The following is a 14,934-nucleotide window of genomic DNA, read 5'->3' on the forward strand; positions in this document are numbered from 1 at the left end:
GCCCTAGCGCTCGAAGATGCCCTTCAGCAGCGGGCGCACGAACACCGACGCCGCCGTCTTGGGCCGCACGTCGGGCACCAGGTAGCCGAGGTCGGCGCAGGCGTTCAGCGTGGCGTTCAGCATCTGGGAGGCGATGAAGGCGTCCACCGGCCGCAGCGACCCCTCGGCGATCCCGTCCGAGATCATCGAGGCGAAGCGGTCGGAGACCCGGTTCGAGTGCTCGACCATCACGCCGCGAATCTGCTCGGGCAGGGCCGTCAGGGCGTTGGTGCGCAGCAGGGGGCCGTGGTCCGAGAGCTGGAACTCGGCGAGCGCGGCGGCGCAGGCGGAGAGCTTGTCCCACTGGTCCCCGGGCAGATCCATGGCCAGCCGCTGGGCCCGGGTCATCACCTCGAAGCTGCGCTCGAAGCAGGCGACCACCAGGTCGTCCTTGGCCTCGTTGTGGTGATAGAAACTGCCCTTGGTGACGTTGAGCTCGGCCGAGATCTTGTCCACCGAGGCGCCGCGGTAGCCGCGCCGGTTGATCAGCCGGGTGGCCGCCAGCAGGAAGGTCTCGCGCGCCAGTTCGGGCCCATCGCGCGCCGCCAGCTTCTCCATGGCGATCGGCTTGGGATCCCAGGCGGCGCCGTCCGCCGCCACGCCGTGCAGGAAGATGTCGACCATGCGGTCGCGGATGCGCGGATAGTCCTCGGGGTCGAACTTCGCCAGCCAGGCCCCGCCCCAGAACACCTGCTCCAGCAGCATGCGTGTCCGCGCCGTGCGCCGGCCGCGCGACATCCAGCAGAGGTCGGGATGGTCGAAGATCTGCCGCGCCTTGCGGAACAGCCGGCCATAGGCGCTCGCCACCTCCTCCCGCCGCGGCGAGGTCAGGGCGCGCAGTTCCGAGATGATCGGCAGCGGCGGCGCTGTCCCCGCCAGGGTGGCGGCGAGGGTGTCGAGGTAGAGCGTGAAGAACCGGTGCAGCCGCTCGGCCGGGGTCGCCGCCTTCACCGCCTGGTCCGCCAGGTCGTGCAGCGTCTCGATCCCGCGGGTGATGCAGGCAGCCGCCAGGTCGTCCTTGCGCTTGAAATAGTAGGTGACGCTGGTGGTCGACAGGTCGACCGCTGCGGCGGTGTCGCCCAGCGTCAGCCCTTTGATGCCCTTGCGGTTCAGGATCCGAGTGGCGGCGTCCAGGATCGCCTCACGCTTACGCTCGAACCGGTCTGTGGATTTCACCGTGGCGTTTCGTGGAGCCATGGACACCCTATTCCCCGAATGGACGTTCTTTTGACCCCGAAAGCGCGGCTTCGCCAAGGGTGTAACGCGCACCGGTTGACCCGGCGGCATGCCGCAAACGTCAGCTGTCCGAGAAGCCGAAGGGGGCGCTCGTCCGGCGGATGTCGTCCGGCAGGATCGAACGGCCGATGGGCGGCGCCGAGCGGGCCGTGCATTCGGTGCGATGGCAGAGGCGGCAGGTGACGCCGATCGGCGTGGCGGCCTGCGCATCGGCGGACTGGCCCTGGGTGTAGATCAGCCGGCCGGCGTGCTCGGCCGCGCAGCCCAGGGCGATGGCCCGCTCCACCTTGGGCTTGCCATAGCCACCGCCGCCGGCGGTCACGGTGCGGGCGATGGAGAAGAAGCGCTGGCCGTCCGGCAGCTCCAGCCATTGGGTGACCAGCTGGCGGGGCGTGCGGAACGCCTGGTGGACGGTCCAGAGCGGGCAGCCGCCGCCGTGCCGGGCGAAGGGGAAGCCGGCGCCATCCAGGCGCTTGGAGATGTTGCCGGCCTCGTCCACGCGGATGAAGAAGAACGGCACCCGCTCCTGCCCCGGCTTCTGCAGGGTGGTGAGCCGGTGGGCGACCTGCTCGAAGCTGGCGCCGAATTGCCGGCCCAGGGCCTCCACGTCGTAGCGGCGCGCTTCGACGGCCCTGGCGAACGCTGTGTAGGGCATCAGGATCGCCGCCGCCGCATAGCTGGCCAGAGCGCGGCGGGTCAGGCGCTCGCCGCTGTCGGTGGCGAAGCTGGCCTGGGCGACCACCGCATCCACGTCGGCGCCCAGCTCCAGATAGGCGAGCTGGAGGGCGAGCTGGAAGGTCTGGCTGGCGTTGTCCAGTTCGTCGCTCAGCAGGATTTCGCGCCGATGGTGGTCCAGCCGCCGGGTGGAGCCGACCATGACCTCCGGCGGCAGGCGCCGGACCCGCAGGTTGTGGCGGGCCTTGAAGTACGGCGTGAAGCCGTCGTGCGCCGCCACCGCCTGGGCCAGCCGCTCGGCCGCGTCGTCCAGGGTGGGGAAGCTGTTGCGGCGCGCCTCCAGGAACCGGCGGGACTCGGCGACGGGATCGGACGCCTCCGAGGCGCCGACGCCCGGCGCATCGGCCGCCACCCCCCGGTCCGCCAGGGCCAGCTGCTCCTCGCGATAGGCCGTGTAGAGCCGCAGCAGGGCCTCGGTGATGCCCGGAAAGTTCGTAGTGACGTCGGCGGTCTCCAGCGACGGCAGGTCGATGTCGGCGAACATCGGGTCCTTCAGCACCGCCTGCAGCCGCGCCGCGTCGTCGTTGGCGCCCTGGCGGGTCAGGGCCGCCATGTCGAGCTTGTAGGTCTGGGCCAGCCGCAGCAGCACCTCGGCGCTAAGGGGCCGGTGATTGCGCTCCAAGAGGGCGATGTACGACGCGGAGACGTCGAGGTCCGCGGCCATGTCGGCCTGGGTCAGCCCCAGGTCGCGGCGGAGGCGGCGAAGGCTCGGACCCACATAAAGGCGGCGTTCGGCAGGCATGGCAGGCTCTTGGTTTGTCACACCTTACAACATTACATGGAAATCTTGTAAAGTTTGACACCTAGACCGCGCGCAGACTCCACAGCGCGCCGCACGCCGGGCTACCCCACGCTCAACCGAACACGACTGACCAGGGGTTTCCCGCAATGGCGTATCAAGACCACATCATCGAGATGAGCCAGCTCATCAAGAGCAAGGGCGGCACGTGGGACGGCATCAGCGCCGAATCCGTGGCCCGCATGCGCCTGCAGAACCGGTTCAAGACCGGCCTGGAGATCGCCAAGTACACCGCCGGCATCATGCGCGCCGACATGGCCGCCTACGACGCCGATCCGGCGAACTACACCCAGAGCCTCGGCTGCTGGCACGGCTTCATCGCCCAGCAGAAGCTGATCTCGATCAAGAAGCACTTCGGCACCACCAAGCAGCGCTACATCTACCTGTCGGGCTGGATGGTCGCCGCCCTGCGCTCGGACTTCGGCCCGCTGCCGGACCAGTCGATGCACGAGAAGACCTCGGTGCCGGCGCTGATCGAAGAGATCTACACCTTCCTGAAGCAGGCCGACGCCCGTGAGCTGGGCATGCTGTTCCGCGACCTCGACGCCGCCCGCGCGGCCGGCGACAAGGCCAAGGAACAGAAGCTGATCGACGCGATCGACAACTACGAGACCCACGTCGTTCCGATCATCGCCGACATCGACGCCGGCTTCGGCAACGCGGAAGCGACCTACCTGCTGGCCAAGAAGATGATCGAGGCGGGCGCCTGCGCCCTGCAGATCGAGAACCAGGTCTCCGACGAGAAGCAGTGCGGCCACCAGGACGGCAAGGTCACCGTGCCGCACGAGGACTTCCTCGCGAAGGTCCGCGCCTGCCGCTACGCCTTCCTCGAGATGGGCGTCGACAACGGCATCATCGTCACCCGCACCGACAGCCTCGGCGCGGGCCTCACCAAGCAGATCGCGGTCAGCCACGCCCCGGGCGACATCGGCGACCAGTACAACAGCTTCCTGGATTGCGAAGAGATCGCGCCCGCCGACATGAAGAACGGCGACGTGGTCCTGAACCGCAACGGCAAGCTGCTGCGTCCCAAGCGCCTGCCGTCCAACCTGTTCCAGTTCCGCGAAGGCACGGGCGCCGACCGCTGCGTCCTGGACTGCATCACCTCGCTGCAGAACGGCGCCGACCTGCTGTGGATCGAGACGGAAAAGCCGCACATCGAGCAGATCGCCTCGATGGTCGACCGGATCCGCGAAGTCGTCCCGAACGCCAAGCTGGCCTACAACAACAGCCCGTCGTTCAACTGGACCCTGAACTTCCGCCAGCAGGTGTACGACGCCTGGCAGGCGGCCGGTAAGGACGTCTCGTCCTACGACCGCGCCGGCCTGATGAGCGTGGACTACGACACTACCGAGCTGGCGGCCGAGGCCGACGAACGCATCCGCACCTTCCAGGCGGACAGCGCCAAGCGGGCCGGCATCTTCCACCACCTGATCACCCTGCCGACCTACCACACGGCCGCCCTGTCCACGGACAACCTGGCCAAGGAGTACTTCGGCAAGCAGGGCATGCTCGGCTACGTCGCCGGCGTGCAGCGCCAGGAGATCCGTCAGGGCATCGCCTGCGTGCGGCACCAGAACATGTCCGGCTCGGACATCGGCGACGACCACAAGGAATACTTCGCCGGCGAAGCGGCCCTGAAGGCCGGCGGCGTGCACAACACGATGAACCAGTTCGCCTAAACCGCGCTCAGGTTCACGCGTCGAAAGGGCGGCCTGGGATGTCTCGGGCCGCCCTCTTTTTTTCTGCTATGGCCTGTGCGGCGCTGCGCCCGCAGCGCCGGAAGCCCTGTCGAGATTGAAGATGGACATCAGCAACACCCTCGCCGTCGACGACCTCCTGCACGCCTTCGTGGAGGCCGAGCTGCTGCCGGGGACGGGCGTGGACCCGCAGGCCTTCTGGAGCGCCTTGGAGGCGATCCTCGCCGACTTCACGCCGCGCAACCTCGAGCTTCTCCGCCGGCGCGACGAGTTGCAGGCGCTGATCGACACCTACTGGCGCGAACGCCGCGGCAAGCCGGTGGACGTGGCCGAGGAGACCGCCTTCCTCCGCCAGATCGGCTACCTGCTGCCCGAGCCCGCCGCGTTCGAGATCGGCACGCAGGGCGTCGACCCGGAAATCGCGAGCATCGCCGGCCCGCAGCTGGTGGTGCCGGTGTCCAACGGCCGCTATGCACTGAACGCCGCCAACGCCCGCTGGGGCAGCCTGTACGACGCCCTCTACGGCACCGACGCCCTGGAGCCGCCGACGGGGACCAAGGGCTACGATCCGGCCCGCGGCGCCAAGGTCATCGCTTATGCCCGCGCCCTGCTGGACCGCGTGGCCCCGCTGTCCAACGGCAGCCACGCCGACGCCGAGGGCTATGCCATCGTGGGCGAGAACCTGGTCGTGCGGCTGAAGGGCGGCCAGGAATCGTTCCTCGCCGACCCGGCACAGTTCGCCGGCCACCGCGGCCACGCCCTGACGCCGGACGCGGTGCTGCTCCGGCACAACGGCCTGCACCTTGAGATCCAGGTCGACCGGTCCAGCAACATCGGCAAGGACGACCCCGCCGGCGTCGCGGACGTGCTGGTCGAGGCGGCGCTGACCGCCATCCAGGACTGCGAGGACTCGGTCGCCGCGGTCGATGCCGAGGACAAGGTGGGCGTCTATCGCAACTGGCTGGGCCTGATGAAGGGCGACCTTTCCGCCAGCTTCCAGAAGGGCGGCAAGACCGAGACCCGCCGCCTGGACCCCGACCGCGTCTACATGGCCCCGGACGGCGGCCAGGTCACCCTGCGCGGCCGTTCGCTGATGCTGGTCCGCAACGTCGGCCACCACATGACCACCGACATGGCCCGCTTCGGCGGCGAGCCGGTGTTCGAAACGGCCGTCGACGCCCTGATCACCGTCACCGCGGCCCTGCACGATCTCAAGGGCGCCCGCGCCAACAGCCCGGCCGGCTCGGTCTATGTTGTGAAGCCCAAGATGCACGGGCCCGACGAGGTCGCGCTCGCCGTTCGCCTGTTCGACCGGGTCGAGGACGCGCTGGGCCTGCCCCGCAACACGGTCAAGATCGGCATCATGGACGAGGAGCGCCGCACCAGCGCCAACCTCAAGGCCTGCATCGCCGCGGCCAAGGATCGGGTGGTGTTCATCAACACCGGCTTCCTCGACCGCACGGGCGATGAGATCCACACCGCCATGGAGCTGGGCCCGGTCGCCCGTAAGGACGCCATCAAGGCCGAGCCCTGGCTGCCCGCCTACGAGAAGCGCAACGTGGAGATCGGCCTGGCGACCGGCTTCCAGGGCAGAGCCCAGATCGGCAAGGGCATGTGGGCCGCGCCCGACATGATGAAGGACATGCTGGCGGCCAAGGTCGGCCATCCGAAGGCCGGCGCGAACACCGCCTGGGTGCCCTCGCCCACGGCGGCCGTGCTGCACGCCCTGCACTACCACGAGGTGGATGTGCCCACCCTGCAGGGATCGATGGCCGCGGCCGGCGAGACCACGGGCCTGACCGAGTTGCTGACCCCGCCCATGGCGAAATCCAACTGGAGCCCCGCCGACGTGCAGCAGGAACTGGACAACAACGCCCAGGGCATCCTCGGCTATGTGGTCCGCTGGATCGACCAGGGCGTCGGCTGTTCGAAGGTGCCCGACATCCACGACGTGGGCCTGATGGAAGACCGCGCCACCCTGCGCATCTCCAGCCAGCACATCGCCAACTGGCTGCACCATGGCGTCTGCACCGAGGCCCAGGTGCGCGAGACCATGGCGCGGATGGCGAAGGTGGTGGACGGCCAGAACGCGGGCGACCCGCTCTACACGCCGATGAGCGGCAATCCCGACAGCATCGCCTATCAGGCGGCGCTGGACCTGGTGTTCAAGGGTCGCGAGCAACCCAACGGCTACACCGAGCACATCCTCACCCGCCGCCGCCGCGAGCGGAAGGCCCAGGCGGCCGGGGCTCTCGCCCCGGCCTGATCGGCTACTTCCGGACCCAGCCGCCGCCGGCGGGCTTGTAGAACTCGCCCGACTTGATGCGCGCCTGCACCACCGTGGTGTAGGCCGAGGCGCCGGCCGCTTCGACCGACACGCCGTTCTTGGCGGCGGCCTGGCGGTAGAGGGCGGCGCGGCCCTGGTTGATCTCGTCGACGGCGGCCTTCAGCGCCGGGTCGGACGAGGGCTTCACGAAGCCCAGGAAGCCATCCGCCTGCTCGCCCACGACGCCCTGCGCCTTGGCGGCGTCGACGGCCGCCTTGGCGTCCATGGCGTAGGCGGCGGCCGGGGTGATGGCCAGGGCGGCCAGCACGGCCGCGGTGATGTTGAAACGATCGCTCATGATGTCTCCTCTCCCTTAGAAGAGGTTGGGGTTTTTCTGGATGAGGGCTTTGACGTCCTCGTCCAGCTGCAGGCGGACGTTGGCGTCCAGCTTGGCGTAGATGTTGATCGGGGCGACCTCCACCCGAACGGTCGGGGTGCAGGCCGTCAGGCTCGTCAGCGCAAGCGCGGCCAGGGCCAGTCTCATGGGGCGGTCTCCGTCATCATGTCTCCGTATGTGAAGCGTCACGGCTGAACCGGACCTGAACTGCGCGCCTTCTGGTACTCGGCGTAGTCCGCCAACAGATCGTCCAGGTTGAGGGTCGTGTCGAGCGTAAGGTTCACCCCCGTGCCGGAGGGCAGCGGCAGGGTGCGGCCCAGGAAGCGCTTCTGGATCAGATCCATGAGGGTCAGCTTGATCCTTTGCCGGGTCGGCGGGTCGTGGCGGCCCACGATGTGGAAGATCACGCCCAGGCGCCCGTCGGGCTGGCTGGCGATCGAAGCCTCCAGCTTATCGAAGGCCAGGTTCTCCATGGCCTGGTAGGCGAAGTCGGTGAAGGTGGCGTTGGGATCGACCACGGCGGCGGGCGCATCGATGGCGGTGTCCGCCGAAACGCCGGTCAGGGCGGTGCGGTCGATGGAGATCCGGCCGGGCTGGATCGCCCTGATCTCGCCGCCCGAGATGCGGACGCGGCCCTCGGTCATCTCGAACGGGATCTTGCCGCTGACCTTGGCGTCGAACTCGACCTTGTCGCCGAAAGGTGTCGCCTCGACCAGGTCGTGCAGCTGCACCCCCTCCAGCAGCAGAACGCCGCGGGTCGGCGCGCCGGGAACCAGCGGGATCTCCAGGGTCTCGACCCGCACCTTGCCGCCGCCGACGTCCGCCTCGCCGCCATCGACCTTCAGCAGGTTGTCCACCACGCCGAAGCTGGCCCGCAGGTTCTCCAGCAGGATCGGCGCCTCGACCCGTTCGACGTCCAGCGACTGGCCGGGCGCGGCCACCAGCGGGGCCAGGCTTGTGAAGGTGAGCTCGCCCTTCAGGCCCTTCACCGGGCCGGCAGGACTCTGGAAATCGAGCCGGGGGATGGTGACGACGCCGCTGCTGGTGGAGCCATCCGGGGTCCAGTCGAAACGGCCCTTGAACTTCGCCTGCCCGACGGCCGGCGAGCCGACCGCCGAGGCCAGCGGCGAGATCTGGTCCGGCTGCAGCCCGCCCTCGGCGAATTCCAGCATCGGCGTCTCGATCACCACCACGCCCAGCCCCAGCCGGCCGTCCTGCGTGACCAGCGCGTTCCCCAGCGGGGCGCCGCCCGGCAGCCTGAAGTCGAGGTCGGCGCGCCAGATGAACTCCGACAGGCTGGCCTCGCCGGTCATCAGGAAGGGGTTGAACCGCCGATCGGGCGCGGTGTCCTCCTGCCGCGCCGTGTCGATGCGGGCCTGGGCGGTGACCTTGCCGTTCCGGCTCTGGGCGGCGATGCGCCCGGCGCCGCCGACCACCCGGCCTTGGACGAAGGGCGCCGTGGCCGTGACCGCCTCGGCCCGCCCGGCGATCCGCCAGTCGGCGCCGGTCATGCGGAACAGCGGCCCGCCCGCCGGACAGAGACGGCCGGACAGCCGCTCGATGTCGTTGGCGCCGAAGTCGAGGCGCTCGGCCCGCACCGTCACGCAACGCTCGGCGACGAACGTCAGGCCGCCGTCCGCCACCTGCAGCCGGCCGGCCGCATCCAGGTCGGCGCCCTGTACGAACCCGACCGAGGCGCGGGCGCGGACCCGGCCGGTGGCGCTCATCCCGCCCTCGACCAGCGCGAGCTTCGCCACATCGGCCTCGACGGCGGGCAGCCCGCCGCCCCTTACCGTCAGACGGAAGGCGCCGCCCGACGGACCGAACGCGGGCGCATCGCCCCGGCCGGCCAGTTCGACCACCCCGCCGCCCGCCACGGCGACCCTGACCGGCTTCGGCAGGCCAAAGCTCGCCGCGCCACCCTTGACCCGCACCGAGATGCCGGGGGCGGCGATCCGGAAACTGCGGGCGGCCCGCTTCAGGGCGACCATGTCGGGTGTGTCCTGCGCCGTCGTGGCGCCCAGGCCGCTCCAGCCGCCTTCACCGACGATGGCGCCATCCAGCGCCGCTTCGACGCCCGCGGCCGCCGCCGAGATGCGCCCCCGCGCCATTGCGGCGAGCGAGGACAGCCGCAGATCACGGGCCCGTAGGCCCTCCAGCCCGCCGGTGAGCTTCACGCTCCCCGCGACGCGGTCGCCGCCTTTGCGGGTCCAGCGCAGATCGTCGGAGACGGCCGCCAGGCGGATGAACTTCGCGTCCGTTTCGCCGAACCGCCCCGCGGAGGCGGTCACGCTGGCGGTGGCCTTGCCCGAGACCGCCAGGTCGGGAATCCAACCAGCGGCCTGGCCGGTCAGCCCAGCCTTGAGCTCCGCACCGTCCAGCATCTGGCCCGCCACGGTGATCCGGCGGCTGGTGAGGTTCAGCGCGGCCACCACGGCGCCGTCGCCGCGCTGCTTCTTGAGGTCCGGGTAGGGAAGCTGGGCCGTCAGGGTCAGGCGGCCGTCTGCGGCCTGGGTGGTCCCGAACCTCGCGGCGCTCACGGGCGCGGCGACGGCGACGTCCAGGCGGCCCTGGCGCGTCACCGACCGCACCGTCGCGGCGCCCAGGCTGACGTCGAAGTCAGGGCTCCGCAGCCGCGTCGGGGCCGTGGTGGCGGCCAGGGACTGCAGCTTGCCGTCCTCCACCACCGCGTCCGCCGACATGCGCAGGGGCCCGTAGTCGGTGGCGAGCATCAGGGTCCCGCCCTCGATGCGGATGCGCGGCTGCGTCGCGTCCGGGCGGGGCGGGCGGCGCAGGAACTCCTGCACCAGCGGGTCCAGGGCGCCCACGTGCAGGCCGTCCTGCCGGAGCTGGGCGCGGAGCACCGGCTTCTTCAGCGTGACCGAGATCACCTCCAGGCCCGTGATGCGGGCCCGGTAGCGCACCTCGGCCCGTTCCGCCGCGAAGTCCGGGGCTCTGGGGTCGCCGATCCGCAGCCGGGCGGTGAAGACGCCGGGACCGAAGGCCTCCACCTGGGCGTCCGCCGCGATCCCTTTGGACTTCAGCCAGCCGGTCAACGCCTCACGCGCCAGCATCTTGCGGTTCAGCCAGATCAGGCCCCCGGCGATGAGCAGCACCAGGCCCGCCACCGCAAGGATGCGGAGCACGGGTGCGCGCGGGCGGCGGGGTTTGGCGTCGTCGGTCACGGTCGGCGGTTTCTGGCGTTCATCCCCTCATAGCGGGAATCGCGCCGGAACCGTGACCGTTCCGAAGATACGGCTCCAGGACGCAGTCCTGCGGAGCGCGGAACGCGCGAAGCAGGATGGTGGAGGGGAGGAGATCGGGCTCGGAGCGGTTAGACCCGTTCGCTCCACCGGCCGCGCAAACGACCGGTCCCCCCTCCGCCGATCTTACGCTTAACGCGCCGGCTTGGACGCACTCAGACGGCGAGCTGAGCCCAGGCGATGCCGCCGTCGACCGCGATGGTCTGGCCCACCACGTAGTCGCCGGCGCGGCTCGCCAGGTAGATGGCGACGCCCTGCATGTCCTCGTCCGTGCCGATCCGGCGGGACGGGATCCGCTTGGCCACCTCGTCCCCCTGGTCGCGCGCGACCCGGTTCATTTCCGAGGCGAACGCGCCGGGCGCGATCGCGCTGACCACGATGTTGTCCCGGATCAGCCGCGCGGCCATGCGGCGGGTCAGGAAGATCAGGCCGGCCTTGGAGGCGTGGTAGGAGTAGGTCTCCTGCGGGTTCAGGCGGATGCCGTCGATCGAGGCGATGTTGATCACCTTGGACGGGCGGTCCGGGCTGCCGGCCTTGGTCAGGGCGCCGTGCAGCGCCTGGGTCAGGAAAAAGGGCGATTTGAGATTCAGGTCCATGACCTTGTCCCAGCCGCTCTCCGGAAACTCGTCGAAGTCCGCACCCCAGGCCGCGCCCGCGTTGTTCAGCAGGATGTCGAGCTTGTCTTCTTTCGCCATGTAGGCGGCGGTCAGGGCCTTCACCCCGTCCACCGTCGAGACGTCCTGCGGCAGCGCGATGCACTGCGGGCCCAGTTCCTCCGCGGTCTCCAGGCAGGCGGGAGCCTTGCGCGACGAGATATAGACCCGGGCCGCACCCGCCTCGAGGAAGCCCTTGGCGATCATCTTGCCGATGCCGCGCGAGCCACCGGTGACCAGCGCCACCTTGCCGTCCAGCGAAAACAGATTCGAGGCCATCCAGCCGTCCCCTTCCATGTCGTTGCGGCAGGCCTGCAACGTGCGCAGTTCCCGTCCCGGGAATTGACTTGGCCTCGCCGGCCGAGGCCTATAACACGCGTTTGAATTTCACGGCCGCCAGATTTTTGAACGAGCGGTCCGCCAGCCATTTCGAGGAAGCACATGACCGAGATCAATTCGGTGACCACCCTCACCCGCGAAGGCGACGTGGCCGTCGTCACGCTGAATTCGCCCCCGGTGAACGCCCTGTCGGCCAACGTCCGCGACGGCCTCTTCGAAGGCTTCAAGCAGGCGATCGCGAGCGACGCCAAGGCCATCGTCCTGATCTGCGACGGACGCACCTTCATCGCGGGGGCCGACATCAGCGAGTTCGGCGCCCCGGGCAAACCCTCCGCGTCCCTGCCCGACGTTCAGAACATGATGGAAAACTCGCCCAAGCCGGTGATCGCCGCGATCCACGGCACGGCCCTGGGCGGCGGCCTGGAAGTGGCGCTGTGCGCGCACTATCGCGTGGCGGTTCCGTCGGCGCGCCTCGGGCTCCCCGAAGTGGCGCTGGGCCTGCTGCCGGGCGCCGGCGGCACCCAGCGGCTGCCGCGGGTGGTGGGCGTCGAGAACGCCCTGGAGATGATGACCTCGGGCCGCCACGTGCCGGCGCCGGAAGCCGCCAAGCTGGGCCTGGTCGACGAGCTGGTCGAGGAAGGCAAGCTGAAGGAGGGGGCCCTGGCCTTCGCCAACAAGGCCGTGGCCGAGAACAAGCCGCTGGTGAAGATCAGCGAGAACAACACCAAGCTCGAAGAGGCCAAGGGCAAGCCCGAGATCTTCGCCGAGTTCCGCAAGAAGAACGCCCGCAAGTTCCGCGGCTTCGACGCGCCGGAGGCCAACATCCAGTGCATCGAGGCGGCGGTGAATTCGGCCAGCTTCGACGAGGGCCTGGCCGTCGAGCGCAAGCTGTTCATGGGCCTGATGACCGGCAGCCAGTCGGCGGCCCAGCGCTACTACTTCTTCGCCGAACGCCAGGCGAACAAGATCCCCGACGTGCCGGACGACACCCCGCTGCGCGAGATCAAGAAGGTCGGCGTCCTGGGCGCCGGCACCATGGGCGGCGGCATCTCGATGAACTTCGCCAACGTGGGCATCCCCGTGGTGATCGTCGAGCTGAAGCAGGACGCCCTGGACCGCGGCCTCGCGACGATCCGCAAGAACTACGAGCGCTCGCGCGGCGCCGACCCGGCGGTCACCGAGAAGCGCATGAGCCTGCTGACCGGCTCGCTGGACATGAACGACTTCGCCGATTGCGACCTCGTCATCGAGGCCGTGTTCGAGCGCATGGACATCAAGAAGGACGTGTTCACGAAGCTGGACGCGATCTGCAAGCCGGGCGCGATCCTGGCCTCGAACACCAGCTACCTGAACATCGATGAGATCGCTTCGGTCACGAAGCGGCCGCAGGACGTGATCGGCCTGCACTTCTTCTCGCCGGCCAACGTCATGAAGCTGCTGGAGGTGATCCGCGGCGAGAAGACCGCCAAGGACGTGATCGCCACGTCCATGAAGCTGGCCAAGAAGATCGGCAAGATCGCGGCCCTGGCCGGCGTCTGCCCGGGCTTCATCGGCAACCGCATGCTGAGCCAGCGCCAGCGCGAGGCGCAGAAGCTGATCATGGAAGGCGCCATGCCCTGGGACGTGGACCGGGTGCTGTACGACTTCGGCTTCCCCATGGGCCCGTTCGCCATGAGCGACCTGGCCGGCCTCGACATCGGCTGGGTGAAGGAGAATTCGAAGGGCGAGACCCTGCGCGACGTGCTCTGCGAAGCCGACCGCCGGGGCCAGAAGACGGGCGCCGGCTACTACGACTACGACGAGAACCGCAACGCCAAGCCCAGCGCGTTCACCGAGAAGGCGATCAACGACTTCATCGCCAAGACCGGCAAGAACCCGCGCAAGATCTCGGACGAGGAGATCCTGGAGCGCTGCATCTTCCCGATGATCAACGAGGGCGTGAAGATCCTCGAAGAGGGTAAGGCCATCCGCGCCAGCGACATCGACGTGGTCTGGGTCAACGGCTACGGCTGGCCCGTCTATCGCGGCGGCCCCATGTTCTACGGCGACCTCATCGGCGGTCCCGCCAAGGTCCTGGAAAAGATGAAGGAATTCCAGGGCTCCATGGGCGACGACTTCAAGCCGGCCGCCCTGCTGGAAAAGTTGGCCGCCGAAGGCAAGAAGTTCGCCGACCTCAACAAGTAAGCCTGATCCGGAGGCGGGGCGTCCCGGGACGCCCCGCCTTTTCTCTGCCCATCCTCTGACCTTACGGAAAGACCCTACGGAATGCGTGAAGCTGTCATCGTCGCCGCCAAGCGGACTCCCATCGGCAAGGCCTATCGCGGCGCCTTCAACAACACCTACGGCGCCACGCTGGGCGCCGAGGCCATCCGCGCCGCGGTGGCCCAGGCCGGGATCGACCCCGGCGAGGTGGACGACGTGGCCATGGGCTGCGCGCTGCAACAGGGCACGACCGGCAACAACATCGCCCGCCAAGCCGCACTGCGCGCCGGCCTGCCCAACACCGTCTCGGGCATGACCATCGACCGCCAGTGCAGCTCGGGCCTGATGGGCGTGGCCACGGCGGCCAAGTACATCATCAACGACGGCGCCCCGATCGCCATCGGCGCCGGCATCGAGTCGATCAGCCTGGTGCAGAACGACAAGGTGAACCGCTTCATGGCCACCGATCCGTGGCTGAAGGAGCATGTGCCGGAGCTGGCGACCTCGATGATCGAGACCGCCGAGATCGTGGCCGAGCGCTATGGCGTCAGCCGCGAGGCCCAGGACGAATACGCCCTCCAGTCGCAGCAGCGCACCGCTCAGGCCCAGGCGGAAGGCCGCTTCGCCCAGGAGATCGTCCCGGTCACCACGATCATGAAGGTGCTGGTCAACAAGGAAACGGGCGAGACGGCCGACAAGGAGATCACCATCTCGGCCGACGAGGGCAACCGCCCCCAGACCACACTGGCCGACCTCCAGAAGCTGTCGCCCGTCTTCAAGGGCGGCCGCTACGTCCAGGAAGGCAAGTTCGTCACCGCCGGCAACGCCAGCCAGCTCTCCGACGGCGCCGCCGCCGTGGTGCTGATGGAGCGCAAGGAAGCCGAGAAGCGCGGCCTGGAGGCCCTGGGCGCCTATCGCGGCATGGCCGTGGCCGGCTGCGGTCCCGAGGAAATGGGCATCGGTCCGGTGTTCGCGATCCCGAAGCTGCTCGAGCGCAACGGCCTGACCATCGACGACATCGACATCTGGGAGCTGAACGAGGCCTTCGCGTCGCAGGTGCTCTACTGCCGTGACAAGCTCGGCATCGACCCGGCCAAGTACAACGTCTCGGGCGGCTCGATCTCTATCGGCCACCCCTACGGCATGACCGGCGCCCGCTGCACCGCGCACCTGATGTACGAAGGCAAGCGCCGCAAGGCCAAGTACGGCGTCGTCACCATGTGCGTCGGCGGCGGCATGGGCGCCGCAGGACTCTTCGAGATCTTCTAAAATTCCTCCCCTTCAGGGGGAGGGGGACCACGAAGT

The 14,934-nt window shown here is 69.1% G+C and carries 10 protein-coding genes; 4 read left to right on the forward strand and 6 right to left on the reverse strand.

Features of this window, described 5'->3' with window-relative positions; translation table 11 throughout:
• Positions 1 to 3 precede the first annotated feature (3 nt).
• On the reverse strand, positions 4 to 1,236 hold the full coding sequence (locus A2790_RS20700; protein WP_293395804.1) for a TetR/AcrR family transcriptional regulator: 1,233 nt from the start codon (positions 1,234 to 1,236) through the stop codon (positions 4 to 6).
• Between the two features lie 100 nt (positions 1,237 to 1,336).
• The gene (locus tag A2790_RS20705; RefSeq protein ID WP_293395807.1) at positions 1,337 to 2,752 is read right to left on the reverse strand and encodes a helix-turn-helix transcriptional regulator; all 1,416 of its coding nucleotides are present in this window, start codon (positions 2,750 to 2,752) and stop codon (positions 1,337 to 1,339) included.
• 146 nt (positions 2,753 to 2,898) lie between these two features.
• Between A2790_RS20705 and A2790_RS20710 the strand changes: the two genes are divergently transcribed.
• Together A2790_RS20710 and A2790_RS20715 are read left to right on the forward strand one after the other, a co-directional pair.
• Positions 2,899 to 4,491 carry an isocitrate lyase gene (locus A2790_RS20710; protein ID WP_293395810.1) on the forward strand — a complete coding sequence of 531 codons (1,593 nt, stop codon included), beginning with the start codon at positions 2,899 to 2,901 and terminating at the stop codon, positions 4,489 to 4,491.
• A gap of 121 nt (positions 4,492 to 4,612) precedes the next feature.
• On the forward strand, positions 4,613 to 6,775 hold the full coding sequence (locus A2790_RS20715) for a malate synthase G (RefSeq protein ID WP_293395813.1): 2,163 nt from the start codon (positions 4,613 to 4,615) through the stop codon (positions 6,773 to 6,775).
• A gap of 4 nt (positions 6,776 to 6,779) precedes the next feature.
• Here A2790_RS20715 and A2790_RS20720 read toward each other — a convergent pair whose 3' ends face one another.
• The 4 genes from A2790_RS20720 to A2790_RS20735 all read right to left on the reverse strand — a co-directional run bounded on the left by A2790_RS20720 (position 6,780) and on the right by A2790_RS20735 (position 11,367).
• Complete coding sequence (locus A2790_RS20720; RefSeq protein WP_293395816.1) at positions 6,780 to 7,133, reverse strand: YdbL family protein; 354 nt, start codon at positions 7,131 to 7,133, stop codon at positions 6,780 to 6,782.
• A gap of 15 nt (positions 7,134 to 7,148) precedes the next feature.
• On the reverse strand, positions 7,149 to 7,319 hold the full coding sequence (locus A2790_RS20725) for a YnbE family lipoprotein (protein ID WP_293395818.1): 171 nt from the start codon (positions 7,317 to 7,319) through the stop codon (positions 7,149 to 7,151).
• Between the two features lie 38 nt (positions 7,320 to 7,357).
• A complete protein-coding gene (locus A2790_RS20730) occupies positions 7,358 to 10,357 on the reverse strand; it encodes a YdbH domain-containing protein (RefSeq protein WP_293395821.1) in 3,000 nt (999 codons plus the stop codon).
• Positions 10,358 to 10,590: 233 nt separating this feature from the next.
• Positions 10,591 to 11,367 carry an SDR family oxidoreductase gene (locus A2790_RS20735; protein ID WP_293395824.1) on the reverse strand — a complete coding sequence of 259 codons (777 nt, stop codon included), beginning with the start codon at positions 11,365 to 11,367 and terminating at the stop codon, positions 10,591 to 10,593.
• Between the two features lie 162 nt (positions 11,368 to 11,529).
• Between A2790_RS20735 and A2790_RS20740 the strand changes: the two genes are divergently transcribed.
• Together A2790_RS20740 and A2790_RS20745 are read left to right on the forward strand one after the other, a co-directional pair.
• Positions 11,530 to 13,611 (forward strand): 3-hydroxyacyl-CoA dehydrogenase NAD-binding domain-containing protein, encoded by a 2,082-nt coding sequence (locus A2790_RS20740; protein ID WP_293395827.1) that lies wholly within the window; start codon positions 11,530 to 11,532, stop codon positions 13,609 to 13,611.
• Positions 13,612 to 13,692: 81 nt separating this feature from the next.
• On the forward strand, positions 13,693 to 14,898 hold the full coding sequence (locus A2790_RS20745; protein WP_293395830.1) for an acetyl-CoA C-acyltransferase: 1,206 nt from the start codon (positions 13,693 to 13,695) through the stop codon (positions 14,896 to 14,898).
• Positions 14,899 to 14,934 lie beyond the last annotated feature (36 nt).

The organism is Phenylobacterium sp. RIFCSPHIGHO2_01_FULL_69_31, assembly GCF_001824475.1.
Classification (GTDB): Bacteria; Pseudomonadota; Alphaproteobacteria; order Caulobacterales; family Caulobacteraceae; genus Phenylobacterium.